At 49.8% G+C, this 24466-nt stretch carries 7 protein-coding genes; 6 read left to right on the top strand and 1 reads right to left on the bottom strand.

The window, feature by feature from the left end:
• Position 1 precedes the first annotated feature (1 nt).
• From G9F75_RS11940 to G9F75_RS11915, 6 genes are all read left to right on the top strand, one after another.
• Positions 2-7720: a type I polyketide synthase gene (locus G9F75_RS11940; RefSeq protein ID WP_167409117.1), complete on the top strand. Its 7719-nt coding sequence runs from the start codon at positions 2-4 to the stop codon at positions 7718-7720.
• A gap of 22 nt (positions 7721-7742) precedes the next feature.
• Complete coding sequence (locus G9F75_RS11935) at positions 7743-13898, top strand: type I polyketide synthase (protein WP_167409116.1); 6156 nt, start codon at positions 7743-7745, stop codon at positions 13896-13898.
• Positions 13895-20110 (top strand): beta-ketoacyl synthase N-terminal-like domain-containing protein, encoded by a 6216-nt coding sequence (locus G9F75_RS11930; RefSeq protein ID WP_167409115.1) that lies wholly within the window; start codon positions 13895-13897, stop codon positions 20108-20110. Before G9F75_RS11935 ends, G9F75_RS11930 begins: the two co-directional genes overlap by 4 nt.
• 81 nt (positions 20111-20191) lie before the next feature.
• Positions 20192-21346, top strand: a complete 1155-nt coding sequence (locus G9F75_RS11925; protein ID WP_021494273.1) for a cytochrome P450 — start codon at positions 20192-20194, stop codon at positions 21344-21346.
• A 57-nt stretch (positions 21347-21403) separates the two neighbouring features.
• Positions 21404-22651 (top strand): hydroxymethylglutaryl-CoA synthase family protein, encoded by a 1248-nt coding sequence (locus G9F75_RS11920; RefSeq protein ID WP_007409381.1) that lies wholly within the window; start codon positions 21404-21406, stop codon positions 22649-22651.
• A gap of 59 nt (positions 22652-22710) precedes the next feature.
• Entirely contained in the window at positions 22711-23457 is a 747-nt protein-coding gene (locus G9F75_RS11915; protein ID WP_014305356.1) for a polyketide synthase, read from the top strand.
• A 36-nt stretch (positions 23458-23493) separates the two neighbouring features.
• Here the strand turns inward: G9F75_RS11915 and proC are convergent, their stop codons facing one another.
• A complete protein-coding gene (gene proC / locus G9F75_RS11910) occupies positions 23494-24333 on the bottom strand; it encodes a pyrroline-5-carboxylate reductase (RefSeq protein ID WP_021494272.1) in 840 nt (279 codons plus the stop codon).
• Positions 24334-24466: the final 133 nt, after the last annotated feature.

The following is a 24466-nucleotide window of genomic DNA, read 5'->3' as shown; positions in this document are numbered from 1 at the left end:
ATTGGCAGTTGCCACCGATCAAGTCAAAACGTTCCTGCAGAAAATCAGCCATACGAATTATATCGTCCGGGATCATCGCGTTCATCAAATCCGCGTCCTCCCGGGCGTGACTTTAATAGATATGCTGTATCGGCTCGCCGCCGGGTATCTCGGTGAAAGGCCTATAGAATTAAGACAGATCATTTTTAAGCAGCCTGTTGTAACATCTGAAGAGTTTGATAAACACCTGTATGTCACCTTTACGCCGGCATGTGACAGCTGGAAAGTTGAGATCACTAGCGAAAAAGCAAAAAACGGCACACCGCTTGGCGGAAACCGGGATGAGAATATGGAATGCCAGCTTTATTTGCAAGAAGACACGCCCCGGGCAAAAGAACTGAATATTGAAGCGTTCATGAAAAACGCAAGCCGAAAATGGGACATGCATGACATTTACGGAATTGCAAGAAGAAGCCATATTGAGCATGGCGAGTTTATGAAAAATGAAGGGGCCGTTTATCAGCTTCAGGATAAAGAAGAATTAATGGAGCTCACTCTGAGTGATTTGGCTGAAGGATTCCGGGAGAAATTTAAGGCGCATCCGGCTTTTTTAGATGCGTCCACCCTTGCCGGCTCTTCCTTTGCATTGTCGGCCCAAAAGCAAAATGACACACCTTATATTCCTTTTATGATCAATCGTTTTTGCATGTATCAGCCGTTTCCGAAAACGATTTACACTTATTCTATGAAAAACAGCCGCACTGAAAGCGGCGTATCAGACAGCGAACCTGATGTTTATTCGGCCGACTTCACGATTTACGACAGGGCAGGGAACGTATTGGCCGAATGTGAGAAACTGACAGTAAAAAGGGTCAGACAAGCGAATATGATTACCCATCTGATAGACAAAGAGAAGCCGCCTCAGCAGAACAGAAGCGGCCGTGGAGAGCCCGAAAGTCCTGTGGCCGCAGAAGACGTGTCTGAACAGCAAACGCCGGAACAAAACATGGTGACTTACATAAAGTCGGAAATCGCCAGGCTGATCAATCGTCCGGCACAGGATATTGATGTGCGGAAAGGCTTTTATGATATGGGGCTTGACTCGGCGCATTTGCTGAAGCTTGTAAAGATATTAGAGCAGACTTTTCAGCAGCAGTTTTATCCGACACTGCTTTTTGAATATTCATCTGTCCGCCGCCTTGCGGATTACCTTATCAATGAAGCGGGCTGTGTGCTGAAAGATTCGGCCGAAGAACGGCATACATCAGATGCTGACATCGCTGATGAGGTTCTGTTTTTTGAACCCGCCTGGAAAGATCATCCGCTGGAAACGGCGGTGCAGAACGGGCAAAAACACACCCGTCATCTCATTATCGCTGCCGATGCAGAACCCCGTCTCACCGGTGAACTCGGCATACATTGCCCGGAAGCGGAAGTGATAGAACTGAAAAGGGAGCATGAGGCTGCAGATGAGCAGTTTGGAGCAGATGCCGAGCGTATATTTCGTATGCTCAAACGGGAACTGACAGACCATCCGAAAGAACATACATTGATTCAGCTTGTATGCGCCGTTGAGAATGGAGCGGCATTGTCTTCCGCTCTCGGGGCTATGCTGAAAACGGCACATCTGGAAAATCCGGCTCTTCGCACTCAGGTGATCACCTTCTGTGACAAGAATGAGAGATTGCCAAGTGAGACGGCCGCAATCATTAGAACAGAAGCAGACTGCTCTTATGCAGGCTGCACAGACATTCGGTATAAAGACAATATGCGGCAGATCAGATTGTTCGAACGTATTGAGAAACTGGACGGGCAGACACAGTCTCCTTGGAAACAAAACGGCGTATATGTCATTACAGGAGGCCTCGGCGGTCTTGGATTTCTGCTTGCCCGTCATCTTGCAGAAAAAGAAAAGGTGAAGCTCGCACTCATCGGCCGTTCGCCGGAACAGTCTGAGAAGATCAGCAGACTGAAAGCATTGGGAGCAGAAGTTCTTTACGTTCAAGCGGACATCGGCAGCAAAGCCGAAACAGAGCGGGCATTTGCTCAGATTACAGAGACTTTCGGCCGGCTGACGGGCATTTTTCATTGCGCCGGTGTTTTAAAAGATCAATTTATCATCCAAAAAGACAGTTCTGACTTGAAGCAGGTGTTCCTGCCGAAAATCAGCGGCCTGATTCATGCGGACGAAGCTTCACGGCATGAACCGCTTGAATTTTTCGCCGTTTTTTCCTCATTCTCGGCGTTGGCCGGAAATGCGGGCCAGACAGATTATGCCGCGGCGAACGCTTTTATGGATGAATATATGAAATATCGCGATTGCAAAGCGGAAAAAGGCGAACGGAACGGGGCTTCTATGACGATCAACTGGCCGCTTTGGGAAGATGGCGGCATGCAGGTTGACAGCCTGATGAAAGAGATCATGAATGATGCAACAGGCACCAGCCCGCTACCGGCCGGGGAAGGGATGGCTTCACTTGAATATATGCTGCGACTCGGCAAGCTGCAATCCGTTATTTTATACGGGAAAGAGCCGGCTGTAACTGAAAGCATGGGCCGATTGGGTCCAAAGGGAGACAAGAACGGATCTTCATTATCCAACGCAGCTGTCAAGAGAAGAAGCCGAAAACAAGAGAGACATACAGAAGAGCATGATATTGCGGTAATCGGATTGGCGGGAAGATACCCGCAGGCGGGAAGCATTGATGAATTTTACCAAAATCTGCGCTCAGGTAAAGACTGCATTACAACAATGCCGAAAGACAGATGGAAAGGTTATTCTTTCTCATATGAAGCAGATCAGTTCTACCGTTACGGAGGATTTTTAGATCGCATAGACAGCTTTGACCCGCTGTTTTTCAATCTGACTCCGCGCCAGGCTGAAATGATGGACCCGCAGGCGCGGCTGTTTTTAGAGACGGCTTGGGAAGCTTGTGAAGATGCCGGTTTTTATCAGGACAGAACGGCGCGCGGGCCATCTTCACAAAAAAGAAAACGCGTCGGGGTATTCGCAGGTGTGTTTTGGAGCCATTATGAGCTGTTCGGCGCTGAAATTACACAGCGGGGCACACCGCTGTCTATGGGCGTGACGCCTGCCTCTGTTCCGAATATCGTGTCTCACTGCCTGAACTTTACAGGGCCGTCAATGGCTGTTGATACGATGTGCTCTTCTTCGCTCACATCCATACATTTGGCATGTGAAAGCATTAAAAGGGGGGAGTGCGAATTCGCCATTGCCGGCGGTGTGAATGCGGTCACACACCCGCATAAATATGCGTTTTTGGCGAATGCCGGATTTCTGTCTTCAGAAGGCGTCTGCAAAAGCTTCGCCGCCGGCGGTGACGGTTATGTGCCGGGAGAAGGCGTCGGCGCGGTGTTACTGACAACCGTTCAAGAAGCGGAAAGAATGGGCTGTCCGATATATGGCGTCATAAAAGGCTCCGCTTTAAACCATGTCGGAAAAACATCCGGTTTGACCGTGCCTGATCCGGCATCGCAGGCGGAAGTCATTACAGATTCTTTTCAGAGTGCCGGCATTGATCCGGAGACACTGGGCTATATTGAAGCCCACGGAACAGGCACGTCTCTGGGTGATCCGATTGAAATTGAAGGGCTGAGCCGCGCATTCCGCAAATGGACAAACAAGAAGCGGTTTTGCGCCATCGGCTCTGCCAAATCAAATATCGGCCATTTAGAAGGAGCCGCCGGGATCGCCGGATTAACAAAGGTGCTTTTGCAGCTGAAGCATGGAGAAATCTTTCCGTCATTGCACGCGGACACGCTGAATCCCCATATTCCATTTCCGGACACGCCGTTTTATGTGGCGGACCGGCTGGAAGAATGGGAACGGCCGTCACATTCTGACCAGCCGAGAAGAGCGGGTTTAAGTTCTTTTGGCGCCAGCGGGAGCAATGCCCATTTTGTCATAGAAGAATATCTGCCGCCGCAGGCTGAAAAGAAATCAGTGAGTATACGGGAAGACGAGCCGGTTCTGTTTCTGCTTTCGGCAAAAAATGAAGAACGCCTATTAGAATATGTCAAACGGTATGACCGCTTTTTACGGGAAAAAGAAGTCAACCTTAAAGACCTGGCCTACACGATTCAAGCTGGCAGAGAAGCGATGCCTGAACGGCTGGCATTTATCGTTACATCCGTTTGCGGTCTGCAAGCGAAACTGAAGGATGTGCTTGAACGGAAAACAGAAATTGAAGGATGTTTCCGCGGACGTGCTCAAGATGATATTTCATCAAGTGGAATGGCCGAGCTGCTGAAAAACAAGCAATATTCCAGATTGCTCACTGAGTGGGCAAAAGGAGCTGCCGTTGACTGGAGCCTGTTATACGAAGGAGAGAAGCCGAAACGGGTCAGCCTTCCTGTATATCCGTTCGCGAAGGAGCGGTATTGGGTGCCTGTGCCTGCGGATATCCGGAAACAGACAGATGAACCGGCGGAAAACCAAAAGATCATTCTTCAAAAAGACTGGAAGCAGCAAGATCCGGCGGAATCTGAAGCGTTATCAGGAACAGTAATGATACTTGCAACGGATAAGACGCGCCGATTGGCCGATGCTCTTTTTAAAGGAAACGGCCATATTGAAACGGTCTGCTTCATCCATCAGGCAAAAGACGGCGCCGATTATTACGCCGCCGCATCGGGGCGAAACCTTTACGGCAGAGTGCGGGAGTCTCTTCAAAACAAACAGATACTCGGGGTCGTCGACATAACCGCATATGATGCGGAATATGAACGGAAGGAAGAGATAGAACACGGAAAGCTTGCCTTTTTACAGCAGGCTCTTGAATCATTCCGTCATAGCGGCGCTGTGTTCAGCCAAGTGACACACCGCCTCCAGCCTTTCAAGCAAAGTAAACCTCTGATGCAAGGGGCGAAAACGGCGGGGCTGTACCGAATGCTGGGCGCTGAGTATGCCAACATTCATTCTTTTACGATAGATAGCGATTGTGAGATTGAGCATACAGAAGAATTAAGCAGACAGATTGAGACTGAATTTTTACAGCCGCGGGCCAAAAGCGGCAGTGAATGCTGCTACAGGCTGAATCGCCGTTATGTGCCGTTTCTGAAGCAGGGTATGAATGTTTCGGCGGCGCCTGAGCTTTCCTATTCGTCTGATGATGTGCTATTAATAACGGGCGGATCGCGCGGGATCGGCGCAATTGCGGCGGAGCATGCCGTTTCACGCGGATGCAGGAAACTGGTCATCATGGGGCGGGAGCCGCTTCCCGATTCCTCAGAGTGGGCAGACATGAAAAAGGACGGCATTCTCCCGGAAAAAGCCGAGCGGATGCAGAGGTTAGCCGAGCGGGGCGCGGAGATCCGTTATTACAGCGTTTCTCTTACGGATCAAAAGGGGCTCCGGAACATGACGGACAGCATCCGCGACACGATGGGACCGATTACCGGCGTTTTTCATTGCGCGGGTGCAATGGGAGAACACCCCGCTTTTTATAACAAAACCGAAACTGAAATCGAAAGCGTTTGCGCGCCGAAAGTAACAGGGCTTCGCGGTCTCTATGAAGCCGTTCAGAATGAGCCGCTGTCGTTTTTTATTTTGTTCTCATCCGTTTCGGGCCTGATCCCTTCGCTTGCTGCGGGGCAAAGTGACTACGCGATGGCTAATTCATTTATGGACTCTTTTGCAAATCATCAGGCAGGTAAAGGAAACGTGTTTGTTAAAGCCGTTCAATGGCCCGTCTGGAAAGAAACCGGTATGGCTGAAGGCCTGCCGGAAACACCTGCTTATCAAAAATCAGGACTTTCCAGGCTGTCTGCCGAAGACGGACTGAAGTTTTTAGATTACATCATTTTAAACGGACAAAGCTGCGGAATTCCTTGTGTTCCAGAAGACAGTGAGGCTGATTTTGGTGATCTTCTAAGGGCGAAGAAATCTGAAGCTCCCGTGAAAAAAAGCACTGCCGGTGACCAAAAGGTGAAGGATACGATTCGTCAATGGGTGCGCACCGTCTTCAGCGAAGAACTGAAAATGACGGATGAGCAGATAAAAGATGATATGCCGTTTGATGAATACGGGATTGACTCAATACTCTTTGCGGAATTGGTTCAATCACTGCAAAAACGGATCAGCATAAAGTTAACACCGTCCTTAATGCTTCAATATCAAACGATTACAGAAATGGTTGACTATTTCGCAGCGCATCATGAAGCCGATTTTGTGACAAAAGAAAATGGTTTCGTTCACGACAGGGACGTCCAGCCTGATTTAACCGCCGCCGCTGAAGAGAGAACATCCATGAAGCCGAAAGCGGATACCGAAGACGATATTGCCGTCGTCGGCATGTCCTGTCGTTTTCCGGGGGCGGGCGGAACGGATGCTTTTTGGGAGCTGCTGATGAAAGGAAACACCGCCATCCGGCCTGTCCCCGCAACGCGCTGGCATGCAACAGCACATGCAAAGGATTATGCGGGGTGGATTGATGATATCGACATGTTTGATGCGGGCTTTTTCGGCATCTCTGAAAAAGACGCGGCAATTATGGACCCGCAGGCGCGGATCATATTAGAAGAAGCGGTTCATTCCGTTTATGATGCCGGGTACGGCCAAAAGGATTTGTCGGGCCGGAAAATCGGCGTGTACATCGGCGGCAGGGCGCAGCCTTCAGCCGGTATGGAACATATCCTGCAGGCGCCTAACCCGATTTTGGGGGCGGGGCAAAACTATTTGGCGGCCAACATTTCACGATTTTTGAATGTCACAGGGCCGAGCCTTGTCGTGGATACAGCATGTTCCTCGGGGCTGATCGGGCTGTCCTTTGCAAAAGACGCCCTTTTGGCCGGAAGGATTGACGCGGCCTTAGTCGGTTCGGTGAGTCTGCTCTTATCTCCGTCCGCGCACCGGTTATTCGGAGCACGCCATATTTTAAATGAGAACGGCGTGTTTCATATATTCGACCGTGAATCAGCGGGAGAAGTGCTCGGAGAAGGAGCGGGGGCGGTTTTTATCAAGCGATTGAGCGATGCGGTGCGGGACGGAGACCGTATTTACGGCGTCATAAAAGCCGTCTCGGTAAACAATGACGGCCGGACGCTCGGTCCCGGTTCACCGAATATAAGAGCGCAGAGAGACGCCATTCAAACTGCGCTTGACATGGCGGAAAAGTCGCCCGAAGACATTGGATATATAGAAGTGAACGGAGGCGGTTCCCCAATCGTTGATTCGGTGGAAATCAAGGCGCTCTCAGATGTCTATCAGCTGAACCGGAAAACGCTTCTGCCCTGCCGGATCGGATCGGTGAAACCGAATGTAGGGCATTTGCTTCTGTCTTCAGGTCTTGCGGGCTTCATCCGATGTGTGCTGAGCGTCTATCATAAGCGGATTCCGCCTTTCTTATCAGCGCTTGAGCCATTTGAACATTATGACTTTGAAGCGTCGCGTATTCATTTTAATCGTGAACCCGTTGATTGGCATTCAGATAAGAAACCCCGCGTCGCAGCTCAGAGTTCATTTCCTGACGGCGGGACAAATGCTCATATCCTCGTTGAAGAATACAGAGGTGAAAGGCAGCGGGAACATCACCGGGCGCCTCAGCCGCCGGAATTCAGAAAAAAACACTACCCGCTTTTGGGCGGCTGGAACAGCACGGAAAGTGAATCGGAAAAAACAAATAATGAAAAAACAGACATTGCGGATCTTTTAAAGAAATATGAGAAAAAAGCAGAGACAAGCACTGCACCTGCAGACTCGTTTTGGCAGGTGACAACGTGACGTTTTTAAAAGGGGACTAACCATGAAAAAAACAGTGAATCTGCGCCTGACGGCAGAACATCCCATTATGAAAAACCATCTTGTTCACGGAGAATCTGTCATGCCCGGTCTGGCCTATATTGATATGCTGTATCAGCTGGCAAAGCAAAGCCTTGATCTTTCATTCCGTTCCATCTGTCTGAAACGGGTGACCATTTATCATCCTTTATCAGTGAAACGGTCAGAGCGGCTTGATGTGAGTGTTATATTCAGTAAAGAAAAGGAGTTCTGGACAGCCTCGATTTGCGGGGCGGATTCCGGGACGGTTTTCTTATCAGCGGAGGTGCATGAAGGAGTCTTCTCATCAGATAGGCGCCTTGACGCAGGGGAGAAAAAACAACAAGCCGCACTTCCATCAGTCTCTTTGCATACGGTTTACGAAGACGCGAGAAGCCGCGGACTGTCGCATGACGGGCTGATGAAGCCGGAGGGAGAGATCTATGCAAATGAAGAGGAATGTTTCCTTGATATTCGGCAGTCTGATTCATGCCAGGAAAATCTCCCCGGCGCTCTCTTTCATCCCGCGCTGATGGACGGTGCCGCCATGGCCTCCGGCGTATTGCAGACAGCTGCAGGCGCCGGTTTGTTTTTACCGATTTATTATGATTCGTTTATTGCCGCTGAGACCGTTACGGAGCGCTGTTACGCGGTGATTTCGAAAAAGTCCGGCACGCCTTCTGAAATGGTGAAAATGGATATTGACTTTTACAACCTCAGCGGTGCGCATATTGCTTCACTGCTCGGCCTGACAGCCAAAAAGGTGCGGACAGACCGGCAGCTGATACCAGGCGTTCAGCAGATGGAGGAAACCTTATACCGCATTTTCTCAACATACGTAGGCCGTCCTGTCACAAGAAATGATGCGCACACCGTGTTTTTTGAATTAGGTCTTGAATCGTCACAGCTTCTGGCCATTATTAAAGACATCGAAGAGGCGTTTGATCTGCGGCTGAATCCGACTCTTTTATTTGAGTGCAGCAGCATATCCGAACTGCTTGAAGACATAAAAACAAAAGGAACAGATGAATCATCCGGCCTTGTCGCGGATGCAGCACCGGTCTCTGAAACGCAATCAGGCAGTCAGACATTTACTTTCTATGAACATGAAGCATTCCTTCAGGATCATCTGGTTTTCGGCAAACCGGCACTGATGGGTGTAGTGTATCCGTGTCTGGTGCTTGAAGCATCCGGAGCGTCTCATTCCGGTACGTATCCCGCCGGGCTGAAAGATATCCGCTTTACGGGCGGGCCCGTCACACTGGAGCCGGGAGAGGCCGCACAGATTGACATTTCATTTGCGGCAGAAAAGAGTGCCGAACGCTTTACCGCAAGCTGCACTGTCTCCGGTAAAGAAAGCCGGAAGACGTGTGCCGAAGGAGAAATAAGCAGAGGTATAGAGACACCCGTAAAAAAATCATATGACGTTGAACAAATGAAGGCGCATGCACAAAAGGTAGCACCGGATGTCATTTCCCGTCTGTACGATTCGGTTGCCGACTTCACGATAGGCCCGATGCTGAAAACGGTAACGGCGGGATACAAAATGAGTGAGAGCTCCTTTTTATTGCAGCTGGACTTATCAGGAAAAAAAGAAAAAGGCGATCTGCATCACTTTGCATTTGACCCGCTTATATTGAATTCATGTTATATGTCGCTCGGTGAAGAAGAGTTGCAGCTGAAAAAGCGGATTCACGTTCCGCTCATGATTGAGAGGCTGACGCTTTACGGACCTGTCATGTCTGATACCGTCTATGTGGTGAATACAATCAAACATAAAAAAGACGGGTTTCTCTCATTTGATGCCGCAGTCCTCAGTCATACCGGGGAACAGCTGGCGGAATTGAAAAACGCGTCTGTGAAAGAAGTGCTTCAGCCAAATCGGCTTGAAAATGCGTCTTTTGCCCCGTCCGGGAATCAAAGCCGTCAGAAAACGAAAGGAAACCCGCTGGATATTGCCATTGTCGGGGTTTCCGGCAAGTATCCGCAGGCCGATGATATCGATGCGTTTTGGGAAAATCTCAAACAAGGAAAGGATTGTATTACCGAAATTCCGAAAGAACGCTGGAAATGGGAACATTACTTTTCCGAGGACCGGACGGCGCCGGGAGCGATCTACAGCAAATGGGGCGGATTCATTGACGGGATCGCCGATTTTGATCCTGAGTTCTTTAAGATTTCCCCCCGTGAAGCGGAACACCTTGATCCTCAGGAACGGCTGTTTTTGATGCATGCGTGGATGGCCATGGAGGATGCGGGATATACGAGGACATCGCCTGAACTGGGCCGTCAGGTAGGTGTGTATGCCGGTGTCATGTATCAGGAATACCCGCTATTCGCGGCTGAAGCGGGAGTGAAAGGACGGCATATCGGGCTCCCCGGCGGGATTTCATCCATTGCTAACCGTGTCTCCTATTTTTGCGATTTTCAAGGGCCGAGCATTTCGGTCGATACGATGTGTTCGGGTTCGCTGACTTCATTGTACATGGCGTGCCGGGATCTGCGGGATCATCGGATTCGCGCGGCGCTTGCCGGCGGAGTGAATCTCACCGTTCATCCTAACAAGTACTTCATGCTGAGCCAGGGGCAGTTCATCTCATCTAAAGGACACTGCGGGAGTTTCGGCGCCGGGGGTGACGGCTATATTCCGGCAGAAGGGGTCGGGGTGCTGCTTCTTAAACGTTTAGAAGACGCCGTACAAGACGGAGATCGGATTTACGGCGTCATTAAGGGAGCTGCCATTAATCACGGCGGAAGAGCAAGCGGTTACACCGTACCGAACCCCAAGGCGCAAAGCGAAGTCATTTCTCAAGCTTTACAGGAGGCGGGGGTATCCCCGGGCCAGATCAGCTATGTGGAAGCGCACGGGACAGGGACGAAATTAGGCGATCCGATTGAAATCCGGGCTTTAACCGATGCATTCGGTGATGTTCCTGAAACATGTCTCATCGGGTCTGTCAAATCAAATATCGGACATGGGGAATCGGCAGCAGGCATCGCCGCTGTCACAAAAGTGCTGCTGCAGATGAAGCACAAACAAATCGCCCCATCTTTGCATGCGGATGTTTTAAATCCGAATATCCAATTTGACGAAGGTCCGTTTTCCGTCTGCCGGGAATTAACAGATTGGAAACGGATTGCAGCAGACGGAGCAGAACAGCCGCTCAGGGCGGGGATCAGCAGCTTTGGTGCGGGCGGTTCTAACGCGCATATCATTATTGAAGAATATGAGGCTCCTGTAAAACAAGCAATCAGCAGCCAAGAGCCGGCTGTCATTCTGCTGTCTGCGAAAAATGGGGAGCGTCTGACAGAATATGCGGAGCGCCTTCTTGCTTTTCTTCAAAAGAAGCATACGGATAAGCCGGACTTATTTGATGTCGCATACACTTTACAAGCGGGGCGGGAAGCGATGGATGAGCGGCTGGCTCTCATTGCGGACTCCCTTAAGGAGCTGGAGGACAAGCTCAGATCGTACTTGGAAAATGAAAACGCACCGCATCTTTACAGGGGGCGGGCGAAGCGAAATCATGAGACAGTGGCTGTGTTTGAATCTGATGAAGATTTGCAGGAAGCCATGGGCAAATGGCTGAAAAAGAGAAAGTACGGTCATTTGCTGAACATGTGGGTGCAGGGAGTCGATGTGGACTGGAACTTGTTATATTCGGGACAAAAACCCCGGAGAATCAGCCTTCCCGCCTATCCGTTTGCAAAGGTCAGATGCTGGATTCAAGATGAAGCCGAGGCGGTTTCAAAAAGGGATGACGGCAAAACGGTGATCCATCCGCTGCTTCATGAAAACACATCCGATCTGTGGGAGCTGAAATTCACCTCTGTTTTTACCGGACGGGAATTCTTTTTCACTGATCACACAGTCAATGGGGAGAAGGTGCTCCCGGGAGCCGCTGTGATCGAAATGGCCAGGGCGGCCGTTGAGCGTGCCGCATACGATGTGCCGGACGGACGTAAAGGACTGTATTTGAAAGATCTCATATGGATGAGGCCTGTCGTTCATAAGGGGACGGATGTAGAAGTCCATATCAGCCTTATCCTTAAGGAAAATGAAGACATTGAATTTACGATTTACAGCCTATCGGAAGAACCCGGGGGAGAACGGATTATATACAGTAAAGGCACCGCGGTATCAGGAGAGATAGCAGCGGTTCCGTCAGTTCACTTAGAGGGCTGGCTGTCCGGGTGCAGCCAATCGGTTATGACGTCTGATGAGGTTTATCAGGCTTTCCGGCATGCGGGTATGATATACGGGCCGAGCCATCAAGGAATTGATCAGCTGATGATCGGAGAGAGGGGTGCTGCAGCCCGGCTGTCGCTGCCGGAATCGGCAGACAGTTCCGCCGATCAGTTTGTCATCCACCCGAGTCTTCTAGATGCCGCGTTTCAGGCGTCACTGGGTGCCGGTTCAGATACTGCCGGAGACACTCCGATGCTGCCGTTTTCCCTGAGGCAGGCAGAAATATTTCAGCCGACTCAGAAAACGATGTGGGCGCTTGTCCGCAAACAGAGCGATCGGTCAGATAACGGAGCGCTGACGCTGGATATTGATTTATGTGATGAAAACGGCGCTGTTTGTATGAGATTGACAGGCTTCTCCTGCCGGGCTGTCCGGCAGACAAACCAAACCGAAAGCAAGCGGCAGGAAGTTCAGACAGCGATGCTTGCCCCTGTTTGGGACAAAACTTTCTTTTCTCTGGAAGAAAATCGAGCGGTTGATCAGGAACAATTGCTGATCATCGGAAAGCCGGGACATACCATAAAGGCTGCGGCAAAAATGTGGCCCCGCGCCCATCTGGCGGAGACGCCGGATCATTCAAGCGAGCAAACATTACGTGAATTGACAGCCGGGTATCAGGATATCCGCCATTTCTTATGGATTGCGCCGGATCGTTTCGCACCCGCATCCGTCAGTCAGGAAATGCTTGATGAGCAGGAGAATGGGGTGATTCAATGTTTCCGTTTCATCAAAGCGCTGCTGTCACTCGGGTATGGAAACCGAAACATCAGCTTTACGGCGGTCACCCGGCAGACACAGTCCGTGTATCCGGGTGATCTGCCGCAGCCTGAGCATGCAGGTGTACACGGTTTGATCGGTTCATTGGCAAAAGAATATCCGAACTGGGACATCAGGCTGATTGATGCAGAAGAAGACAGTGATTCGTCTGAAATGAAAGACTTCTGGCGCCTTCCTCCAGATCCGGACGGAAATGCTGCCGCGTACCGTAACGGAGCTTGGCACAAGCAAAAAACAGTCCGGGTGCTGACAAGTTCCGCTCCGCGTATGTCGTACAGAGAAGGCGGCGTTTATGCTGTCATCGGCGGAGCGGGCGGCATCGGAGAAGCATGGAGCAAATACATGATCACCCGTTACAAGGCACGGATAATATGGATCGGCAGGCGGCCGAAGGATCAGGAGATTCAGAGCAAAATAGACAGGCTGGCGCTATCAGGCCCCGCGCCGCATTATATACAGGCTGATGCTCAAGATGCCGCAGCGCTTAAGGCTGCCGTCCGTTCCGTAAGAGAGCAATACGGCAATATAACGGGAGTCATCCATTCCGCGATAACGCTTGCCGACAAAAGTATGGCGAATATGGATGAAGCTTCTTTCAGAAACGCTTTTTCAGCTAAGGTGAATACGAGCGTCCGAATGATCGAAGCTTTTAAGGGAGAACCGCTTGATTTTGTGCTGTTTTTCTCATCCGTTAATTCTTTCACAAAAAATGCCGGGCAAAGCAACTATGCGGCAGGGTGTACATTTCAAGACGCCTTTGCCCGCCATATCGCTTCTTTGCTTGATTGTGAAGTGAAAGTCATGAATTGGGGATATTGGGGCAGTCTGGGCGTTGTATCAGACCCGTCTTACAGAAAACGGATGGAGGCGTCAGGGATCGGTTCTATTGAACCCGATGAAGCAATGGAGGCTCTGGAAGTCTTACTATCAGAACCGTTCAGCCAAGCGGCATTCATTAAAGCTGCTCCGCACGGCTTAGCCGCGCTGACGGATCAAGATGCAATATCGGTTGTATCCGGCCCGAAGCCTTCATTTATGGAAAGCGTCAAGCGGCAAAATCCGGATCGGAATGAACGGCTTGAGACTTTAAAACGAGAAATGGAGTTGCGCATATGAACAGCCTTCTTTGCAAACTGCTCTTTTACCAATTACAGTCAATCGGGTTTTTCAGCGAGCCTGTCACCACAGCTTCAGCATCCATGCGGAGCGCCGGCGTGATCGGCACATACGGCAGATGGCTGGAAGAAAGCCTGAATCTATTAAAAGAAAACGGGTATATCACGTATGACGGATACACGATCACTCTCCTCAGGGATCAGCGCCCGGACGGCCGCACAGTCTGGAATGAGTGGAATGCCCATAAACGCCTGCTTCCCAATGGGGAGCAGGCGCAAGCTGAATTGGCTGAGGCGACGATAAAAGCGATGCCTTCCATTTTAAAAGGGGAACGTCCGGCTACGGATATCGTATTTCCCGATTCATCAATGCGGCTCGTTGAAGGTGTTTATAAGCATAATCCTGTCGCGGATTATTTTAATGAAGTGTTAGCAGATTCCGCGGCCGCTTACTTGAAAGCTTATCTTACAGAACACCCCGATGCCCGCATCAGGCTGATAGAAGTAGGGGCCGGGACGGGCGGAACGAGCGCCATGCTGTTTACAAAACTGAAACCATTCGCAAAACAGATTGCGGAATATTGTTATACGGACGTTTCTAAAGCTTTTTTAATGCATGCCGAACAGGAATACGGACCTGATGTGCCGTATTTGACAACAGCCTTGTTTAATGCGGAGGAGCCTTGCGAATCACAAAATATCAAAACGGGTGTTTACGATATTATCATCGCCGCCAATGTGCTTCACGCCACAAAAAATATCGGTTTGACACTTCGCCGTCTGAAAGCGCTCCTGAAATATAACGGGATGATTCTGATAAACGAAATCAGCGATCGTTCTGTTTTTACCCATTTAACCTTCGGGCTGCTTGACGGGTGGTGGTCCTATGAGGATGCTGAGCTTCGGATTCCGGGAAGTCCCGGCTTATATCCAAAATCGTGGGAGTGTGTGCTGCATTCGGAAGGATACAGAGCGGTTTGTTTCCCTGCTGAAACGGCTCATGATTTAGGTCAGCAGATTATCGCAGCTGAGAGTGACGGACTCGTCCGGATGCAAGGGATCAGAGACGGCAGAAAGCCATACGCCGCCCCGGCCGAAGTTTTCCGAAAGCCCGCACAGCCTGTTTCCCGCAGCCGCGCGCCAGAGGAGCATCAAGCTGTTAAGGCTGATGGGGAATCGGTCGCTTCCCATGTCCGCTCTGTCATCAAAACAAGTATTGCCGATGTATTAAAAATGAAAGAAGAGGATATTCAGGAAGAACTGAATTTCTCTGAATACGGCATTGATTCCATTTTGGCCGTCAATGTGATTAACGAGATTAATAAGCGTTTGAATCTTACACTGCAGACAACGATTTTATTTGATTACTATCATGTGAAACTGCTGACCGGTTATATCTCGGCAGAATACGAAACCATCATAGCCTCGTCTCTGGAGACCGAAAGAGCGAAAATCCGCCCGGCGCTTCAGGAAGAACGGCCTGCTGAAAAACCTCTGCAGACGGAAAGAAAGGAAACCGGTTATCAGAAACCGAAACAAGAACGTATGCCGCCTTCTTTCGCAAAGTCCGATGACTCGGGAATGTTCCGGGTTGTGATTGACCGTCCGGGCGGCATTGAAGATCTGATGATTGCCCGCAGTGAAGTGCCCGAGACAAAAGATGACGAAGTTCAAATAGCCGTCCGCGCCTTTTCTTTAAATTTCGGAGACTTGCTTTGTGTCAGAGGGCTGTACCCGACGATGCCGCCTTATCCGTTCACTCCGGGATTTGAAGCAAGCGGCGTCGTGATCAAGACAGGTAGGCATGTAACATCCGTCATTCCAGGTGATGAAGTGATTGTCGGCATGGGAGAGGAATTTGGATCTCAGGCGAATCTCATCACATGTAAAGAACATCAAGTCTATCATAAACCGGCCCGGCTGACCTTTGAAGAAGCATGCGCTCTTCCCACCGTGGCGGTGACAATGATAGACGCCTTCCGGAAAGCCGGACTTAAAAAAGGCGAAAAAATATTAATTCAGACCGCGACGGGAGGAACGGGGCTGATCGCGGTGCAAATGGCCCGGCATATCGGCGCGGAAATATATGCAACGGCCGGATCACAGAAAAAAATTGAGTATTTGCATTCGCTCGGGGTCCACAATACCATTTGCTATTTAGAAGAAGATTTTGAAACGGAAATCATGCGAATGACCGGCGGCCGTGGAGTGGATGTTGTCATTAATACCCTGGCCGGTGATGCCATGCAAAAAGGGATGAATTGCCTGGCGCCGGGCGGAAGATATATCGAAATTGCCATGACTGCGCTGAAATCCGCTAAATCAGTCGACTTGTCCGTCCTTCATAACAATCAATCGTTTCACAGCGTGGATTTGCGGAAGCTGTCCCTTCAAAATCCGGATCAGGTCAAGGACTATCAATTGGAACTGCAGCGGCTGGCGGAAGAGGGAGTCATTCAGCCTGTCATCTCAAAAATCTTTTCCTTTGAAGACATAAAAGAAGCGTATCACTGTTTGGATGACCGCGGAAATATCGGGAAAATCGTCATCAGCGTTTCTGAGCCGTATCAAATGACGTACCACCCCGAACAAAAGGAGCCGGCCGATACAGTAAAATCAGCAGCTGTGTTACCTGAAAAAGAACCGATCGCGATTATCGGGATGAGCGGGCGGTTTGCTGAATCGGAGAATGTCCATGAGTTTTGGGAACACTTAGCTGCCGGACGGGATCTGATTAAAAAAGCAGACAGATGGGATGTCTCTGACAGCCAATGCCAGTATGGCAGTTTTATAGAGGACATTGAATGTTTTGACCCCGTTTTCTTTCATATATCTGGACGTGAAGCGACCTATATGGACCCTCAGCAGCGGCTGTTTTTGGAAGAATCATGGAAAGCGCTTGAAGATGCGGGATATGCGGGAGACTCGGTAAGAGGCCGGGAATGCGGCGTGTATGCCGGCTCCTGCGGCGGAGATTACCAGGCCATTTTTAAACAGCAGGGGCCCGCGCAGGCGTTTTGGGGCAATCATAATTCCGTCACCCCGGCAAGGATCGCCTATCATCTTAACTTACAAGGTCCGGCGATCACTGTTGATACAGCATGTTCCAGTTCGCTGACAGCTATTCATTTGGCATGTCAGGGGCTCTGGACGAAAGAAACGGAAATGGCGGTGGCGGGCGGGGTTTTCATTCAATCCACTCCCGCTTTTTATCAGTCGTCAAATAAGGCGAATATGCTGTCACCGACCGGACGCTGCCATACGTTTGATCAAAGCGCGGACGGGTTCGTGCCGGGTGAAGGCGTGGGAGCCGTGGTGCTGAAACGTCTTAGCGACGCCGTTAGTGACGGAGATCATGTGTACGGCGTCATAAAAGGCTCTGCAATGAATCAGGACGGCACTACAAACGGAATCACCGCTCCAAGCGCGCTTTCTCAAGAACGATTGGAGCGGCATGTCTATGATACTTTTCACATTGATCCGGAAACCATTCAAATGGTGGAAGCTCACGGAACGGGCACTGCACTGGGCGACCCGATCGAATTCGGCGCCTTAACGTGCGCTTTCCGCCGCTATACGGATAAAAAAGGATATTGCGCCATCGGCTCTGTGAAAACCAATCTCGGGCATGCCGCTGCGGCCGCGGGGATGGCCGGACTGTTTAAAATCCTGCTGTCGCTGAAGCATCGGCAGATTCCGGCTTCCCTGCATTTTCACCAAGCCAATCAGCATATTCAATTTGAGGACAGCCCGTTTTTTGTGAATGAAGAGCTGATACCGTGGGAACGGAATCCGGATGCACCGCGCAGAGCCGCCATCAGTTCATTCGGATTCAGCGGAACAAATGCCCATCTTGTGATTGAAGAGGCACCGCAAACCGTGCGCCGGTCACCGGCAAAACCGGCCTGCCTCATTCCTTTATCTGCGCGGACGGAGCGTCAGCTGGAAATTCAGGCAGAACGCCTGCTGGATTCACTCAGCAAGAACAAAGACAGCGATCTGGGAAATATAAGTTATACGCTCCTGCTCGGCAGAAAGCATTTACATCACCGGTTTGCCTGTATCGTAAGCAGTGCGGACGAACTGAAGCGGGTATTATCGGAGTGGCTTGTAAAAAGAGAGCTTCCGGGTGTGTTTGTGTCCAATTTGAAGGATCAGAAGCCGGCAGAAGAAGCCGGAATGAAAACATTCGGAATGGAATGCATTGAACAGTGCCGCTCGGCGGCTTCGCCAGCACAGTACAGAGAAAGCCTGGCACATATCGCTGACCTTTTTTGCAGAGGATATGATCTTCCTTTTACACGGCTTTTTGACGGAGGGCAATATTATAAAACGCCGCTGCCTGCCTACCCATTTTTAAAAGAAAGGTATTGGGCGGCTGATGTAAACAGTTCTTTACCAGGCCAGGCCATGAAAAAGTCTGAAACGCAAACCGTTCTCCCGTCTTCGCCGCAGCCTGAACATGAAGGGCTGATTTCTCTGAGCCCTTTAACTGAGATTGAAATGACAGCGTTTGAACCGGAGACATTGCAAAAACCGATCGTGTTACAGCCTTTGGATTGTACTGTTTCTGTCCAGCAGCCAGAAAAAGCCGTTTTCGAAGACAATAGAACATTGCTTGAAGAATTGAGGATAAGCCTGGCAGATATTTTATTTTTGTCACCGGAAGATATTGATGCTGATGAGCCTTTCATCGACATGGGGCTTGACTCCATTATCGGGGTTGAATGGATACAAACAGTAAATAAAACGCACCACACTGAGATTACTGCCAATAAGGTGTATGAACACCCGACGCTTAAGGAGCTTGCGGAATATATAGCGGGGCAAATAAAGAAACCCGAGTATGCTGAAGCGGAGGAAACAGCGGTACGTCCGCAAATCCCGGAAGCAGAAACTCCCCTTGCCGGCATCTCTGACGGCACTTTGCGCAAAGAGCTCAAAGAAAGCCTTGCGGACATCCTGTTTCTGAAGCCGGAAGATATTGATGAGAATGAGGCATTCATTGAAATGGGGCTGGATTCTATTATCGGTGTGGAATGGGTTCAGTCCATTAATAAAACCTATCAAGCGTCTATTACGGCAAATCTGGTCTATGAATATCCGACAATCGCAACATTAGCCGGGTATCTGACCGGTTCTGTCCAAAAAGACACCGAGGAAGTACATGAGGAACATACGAAACAAAACGATATATCAGAAGAGACAGATGATCAAGAACCGCCCGAACTGATCTGTCTTAACCCGGGGGGAAAGGGAAGACCGATTTTCTGGTTTCATTCCGCGCTGGGGGCAGTGGAGCTGTACCAGCCTGTTGCCGAACGGACTGGGCGTCCTTTTTACGGAATTCAGGCAAGAGGATGGATGACAGACCGGGAACCGATCCGCGGCATTAAAAACATGGCCGAATATTACGTTAAGCTCATACGTACCGTGCAGCCCCGGGGTCCTTACGATGTAGGCGGCTATTCATTAGGGGGCATGCTCGCTTATGAAGTCACCCGGCAATTGCAGCTGGCTGGAGAAACCGTTGAGTCAATCGTCATGCTCGACTCCTTTGACTCAGCGGGTGCGCGGGAAATCAACATTCCTGATGAATTATTTGATAAAAATATGATGCTGCAGACGGTGAACATGGCTTTATTTGCACCAATCTATCAACATCCGGAACGCATATCTGAAACCTTGATTCATCGTGATGAACTAGATGCCGATCTTCATGAAGACATATTTTTAGAGCAATTAATCGCAAAAGCCAAACAGCGGGGGTTAACGAAGACGGACGCGTTGGTGAAAAATCTGATCAGGCAGAATATAAATGTTCAGGACGCTTACGAAATCACTGATTACGAACTCCTGCCGCTTCCGGATCCGAACGGGGTGACATGCTATTATTTCCGAAATAAAAACGGTATTTTCTTGGGTGAGCTTGATCCGTATTTTACGATCAGGGCTGATATTTTATCCGCTGATTTCGTCAACTACTGGAGCCAGTGGGAAGAGCATATGACAAACATCGCCATCATGGATGTGGCGGTATCCAACCATATGACGTTATTGGCTGAAGACAGCGCAGCCGAAACGATTTCTGAATTTTGCGGCATTTTATATTCGGCTGACGGAATGGCAGAACACAGCTTCCTGCAGCTGCAGGAAAAGATACTGAACGTGCATGGTGAGATGCTGAAGCAGCCCGCCAAAACAAGACCGTAAATTCACATATCCGCCCGCCGGGTTTACTCGTAAGCTTCGGCGGGTCATTTCATATCTTGATCACATCTTGGAGGAATGAAAATGACCAGTTTAACAAAAATCAGACAGCAGCAGCCGTACAAGTGGTACCAAACGATGAGAGAAACCTCTCCCGTTCATTACAATGAAAAGGAAGATTGCTGGGAAATCTTCACCTATGATGAAGTGAAGCGGGTGATTTCTGACTACAGTCATTTTTCTTCCGATCATAAATACTTAAGTGCGGACAAGCAGGAAAAAATGATCCGGCATATTAACAAAGACAGCCTTTTGAAAATGGACCCGCCTGAACACACCGTCTTCAGAAAATTGGTCAATCAGCCGTTCATGCCGAAATCGGTTGAGTCTCTTGCACCGCGTATAGCCGCTATCGCTGATGACCTGCTTCAGGCCGTCCGTTCAAAAGGCAGGATGGACATTATTGAAGATTACGCATTTCCGCTTCCGATTATCGTGATCGCAGAGCTTTTAGGATTCCCTCCGAAAGACAGGGATATCTTTAAAAGCTGGGTCGACCAAAGCCAGAATGTAAAAGATGAAAAGAAAATGAATGAAGTGCAAAAGCAGATGATCGGATACTTCATGCAGTTTATTTTTCAGCGGAGAAAACAGCCGCAAAATGATTTAATCAGCCATTTAATTGCAGCTGATTTAGACGGAGAGCCGCTGTCAGACAAGCAATTAATCGGTTTTTGCGGCTTGTTGATCGTCGCGGGGCACGTAACGACGGAAAATGTGATCGGAAATTCATTTCTCAGTCTCAAGGAGTTCCCGGATATTCTGCCCCGGCTGCTTGAAAATAAGGCGCTCCTTCCTGACTTTATTGAGGAAGTCATCCGCCTCAGACCTTCCATTCAGCGGGTAACCCGCTACACCGCGGTTGAGAGCGAGATTGGCGGAAAAACGATTCCGGCCGGAGAAAAAGTGTATGCGTGGATTGGATCGGCGAACAGAGATGAAAAGAAGTTTGAAAATGCCGATCAGATTGACTTGGGACGAAAGCCGAATCAGCATCTGGCATTCGGTCAGGGCAGCCATTATTGTTTAGGAGCGCCGCTGGCCCGGCTTGAAGCGAAAATCGCGCTTTCCCACTTTTTTGAACAGATGCCCGCATGGCGTTTTACTGAGGATCAAGAGCCGAATCTGGTTCCGAGCCCTGTATTTCACGGCGTTGACAGGCTGCTTGTTGAGTTTTGAACGAAAAAATAAAAGAGGCTTCCGCAGGAAGCCTCTTTACTCTGGGGGCTTGGAGAAATGAATGTAGGAATCGAAGCAATGAACGTGTTTGGCGGAACCGCGTATGTAGACGTCATGGAGCTTGCGGAACATCGGAACCTGGATAAAAAAAGGTTTGAGAACCTGCTGATGAAAGAAAAAGTGGTGGCGCTTCCGTTTGAAGATCCGATTACGTTCGCCGTAAATGCCGCAAAACCGATTATCGACTCTCTGTCAGAAGAGGAACGGAATCAGATTGAAATGGTGATCACCTGTACGGAATCCGGGATTGATTTTGGCAAATCCATCAGTACATACGTCCATGATTATTTGCAGCTGAAGCGGAATTGCCGGTTATTTGAGGTGAAACAGGCTTGCTATTCTTTAACGGCCGGGTTTCAAATGGGCGTGAATTTCATCTTATCGCAAACATCGCCGGGAGCGAAAGCGCTCATCATCGGAACGGATATTTCCCGCTTTTTAGTGGCTGAAGGCGGTGACGCGTTGACGGAGGAATGGTCCTATGCCGAACCGAGTGCGGGGGCGGGAGCTGTGGCGCTTTTAGTCAGCAGCACCCCTCATGTCTTTTTGCTTGATCAAGGCGCAAGCGGGTATTACGGGTATGAAGTCATGGATACCTGCCGCCCGATTCCGGATAGTGAAGCGGGGGATGCTGATCTTTCGCTCATGTCTTATTTGGACTGCTGTGAAAAATCATTTCAGGAATACCGAAAGCGTGTGAGCGGGGCGGATTATAAGAATACATTTCAATACCTTTCTTTTCATACTCCGTTTGGCGGAATGGTAAAAGGAGCGCATCGGACGATGATGAGAAAATTGGCAAAGGCTAAGCCGCAAGACATTGAAGCGGATTTTCAGCAACGCGTGCTGCCTGGGATTCAATACTGCCAGCGCGTCGGCAACATCATGGGGGCCACTGTATTTTTATCTCTTGCCAGCACGATTGATAACGGCTCTTTTGAAACGCCGAAACGCGTCGGCTGTTTTTCATACGGTTCGGGCTGCTGCTCTGAATTTTACAGCGGTGTCGTTATGCCGCAAAGCCGGACGCGGCAGAATCAATTTCAGATCAGCCGGCATTTGGATGAACGCGTCCGTTTATCGATGGCTGATTACGACCGGCTGCTCCAAGACAGCGGCATCGTAAAATTCGGCACAAGAAATGCCGCGCCCGCAGCAGACATCCCGAATGCGCATCAAGGAAAAACACGATTGGTGCTGACTGAAATAAAAGAGTTTCACAGAAAGTATGAATGGACGACCTAGTATCAGAAACACTCAGAGCCGGAAAGGCTTGAGTATTTTTAAAGAAACGGAGAATAAACATGAACCCAATGATTGATGTACAGGAAACAGAACCGGGCATTGTGCAGGTCACAATGCAGGATACGGCCGGGAAAAACGGGCTGTCAGAAGAGTTTGTCAGAGAGCTGCACCGGGTATTCCAAGACATCAATGCCCATCCGTCCTATAAAACCGTCCTTCTGACGGGTTACGGAAATTATTTCTGCACGGGAGGAACGCAGGAGGGGCTTTTGACCATTCAGAGCGGAAAGCTCCAATTTACAGATTTAAAGCTTCACAGTCTTTTATTGGATTGCAGGATTCCCGTGATTTCCGTCATGCAGGGGCATGCGATCGGAGCCGGCTTTACGATCGGTCTGAGCTCGGATTTCGTGATTTTAAGCAGAGAGAGTTTTTATTCTTGTAATTATATGAAGTACGGATTTACACCGGGAATGGGCGCGACGTATATTGTGCCTGAAAAACTGGGAATTGTCCTCGGGGAAGAAATGCTGTTTACGGCCGCGAACTTCAGCGGCGCCGCTCTGGAAAAACGGGGTGTTCCGTTTGAAGTGCTGCCGAAAAAAGACGCCCTTCAAAGAGGCCGCGAATTAGCCCGGCTGCTGGCGGATAAACCGAGAGCCTCACTGGTTGCGCTGAAAACCAATGTGACCGCACGGATCAAAAGAGAGCTGACAAAAGCGGTTGAGGAAGAGGTGAACATGCACGAAGCCACATTCCATCTTCCAGAAGTAAAAGAGAGAATCAGCCGCTTATACGGCAGTTAAACAGAATGAAAAAAGCATGGGAAGCCCCATGCTTTATCACTGGTCCGTCTTTTGCAGAACGGAGCCTGCGAATTGTTCTTTAATTTCGGCGCTCCGGGCTGCGGTTTCTGCGATGCAGTGCATGATGGCTTCTTCAAAGCGGCGCTCGTCTAATGCGCGAAGGCCTGCTTCAGTCGTGCCGCCCGGGCTTGTGATTTCCTTGCGCAGGCGTTCAGGCCGTTTGCTGCTTGTTCTGAGCATTTCCGTCGCCCCGGCCATGGTTTGTAAAATCAGCTCTTTTGCCGTTTCTTCCGGCAGGCCGGCTTGAAGGGCGGCCTTTTCCATTGCTTCGACATACCGATACACATAGGCGGGACCGCTTCCGGCAATGGCTGTGACGGCGTCAAGGTGTTTTTCTTCAAAGCGCGTCGCTTCTCCGATTGTTTCCAGAAGCTCTTTTGCCGTCCGGATTTCAGCTTCACTCGCCTCGGAGCTTGCGGAAAAACCGGTCGCCGATTGCTGAATGGCCGCGGATGTATTCGGCATCGCCCGGATGATGGTGAGCTTTCTGCCGAAATATTGCTGAATCGTGTGAATCGTCAGCCCTGCGATGACAGAAATCACAAGCTGATCTTTCACGTATTCGCGAATGTTCTCAATGCTTTCTGCCGCATCTTTCGGTTTAAAGGCGAGAACGATAATGTCGGTATTGCTGAAAAATTCTTCTTTATCCCGGCACGGTTTCACTCCGTACGTTTTTTGGAGCTCTTCAAGCCGGCTGTCATTTGACCGGTTTGTCATATATATATGTCCGGGGGCTGTCATTCCGCTTTGCAGCAGTCCGTTCACCATTGCTTCCGCCATTGATCCGGCCCCGATAAAACCGATTTTCTTCATATAAATCCTCCTTCTTCCAAAACACAAAAAAACCTTCCCGTCAAAAAGGACGAAAAGGTTTCGCGGTACCACCTTACATTAGCACGAATCAGCCGTGCTCAGCTCAAATCCCGTAACGAGGGGATACGTTTAG

Source organism: Bacillus sp. EKM208B (assembly GCF_011800725.1).
GTDB lineage: Bacteria > Bacillota > Bacilli > Bacillales > Bacillaceae > Bacillus > Bacillus velezensis.
Note: the sequence above shows the minus strand (reverse complement) of the source record. Positions and strands in the feature narration are given on the sequence as shown.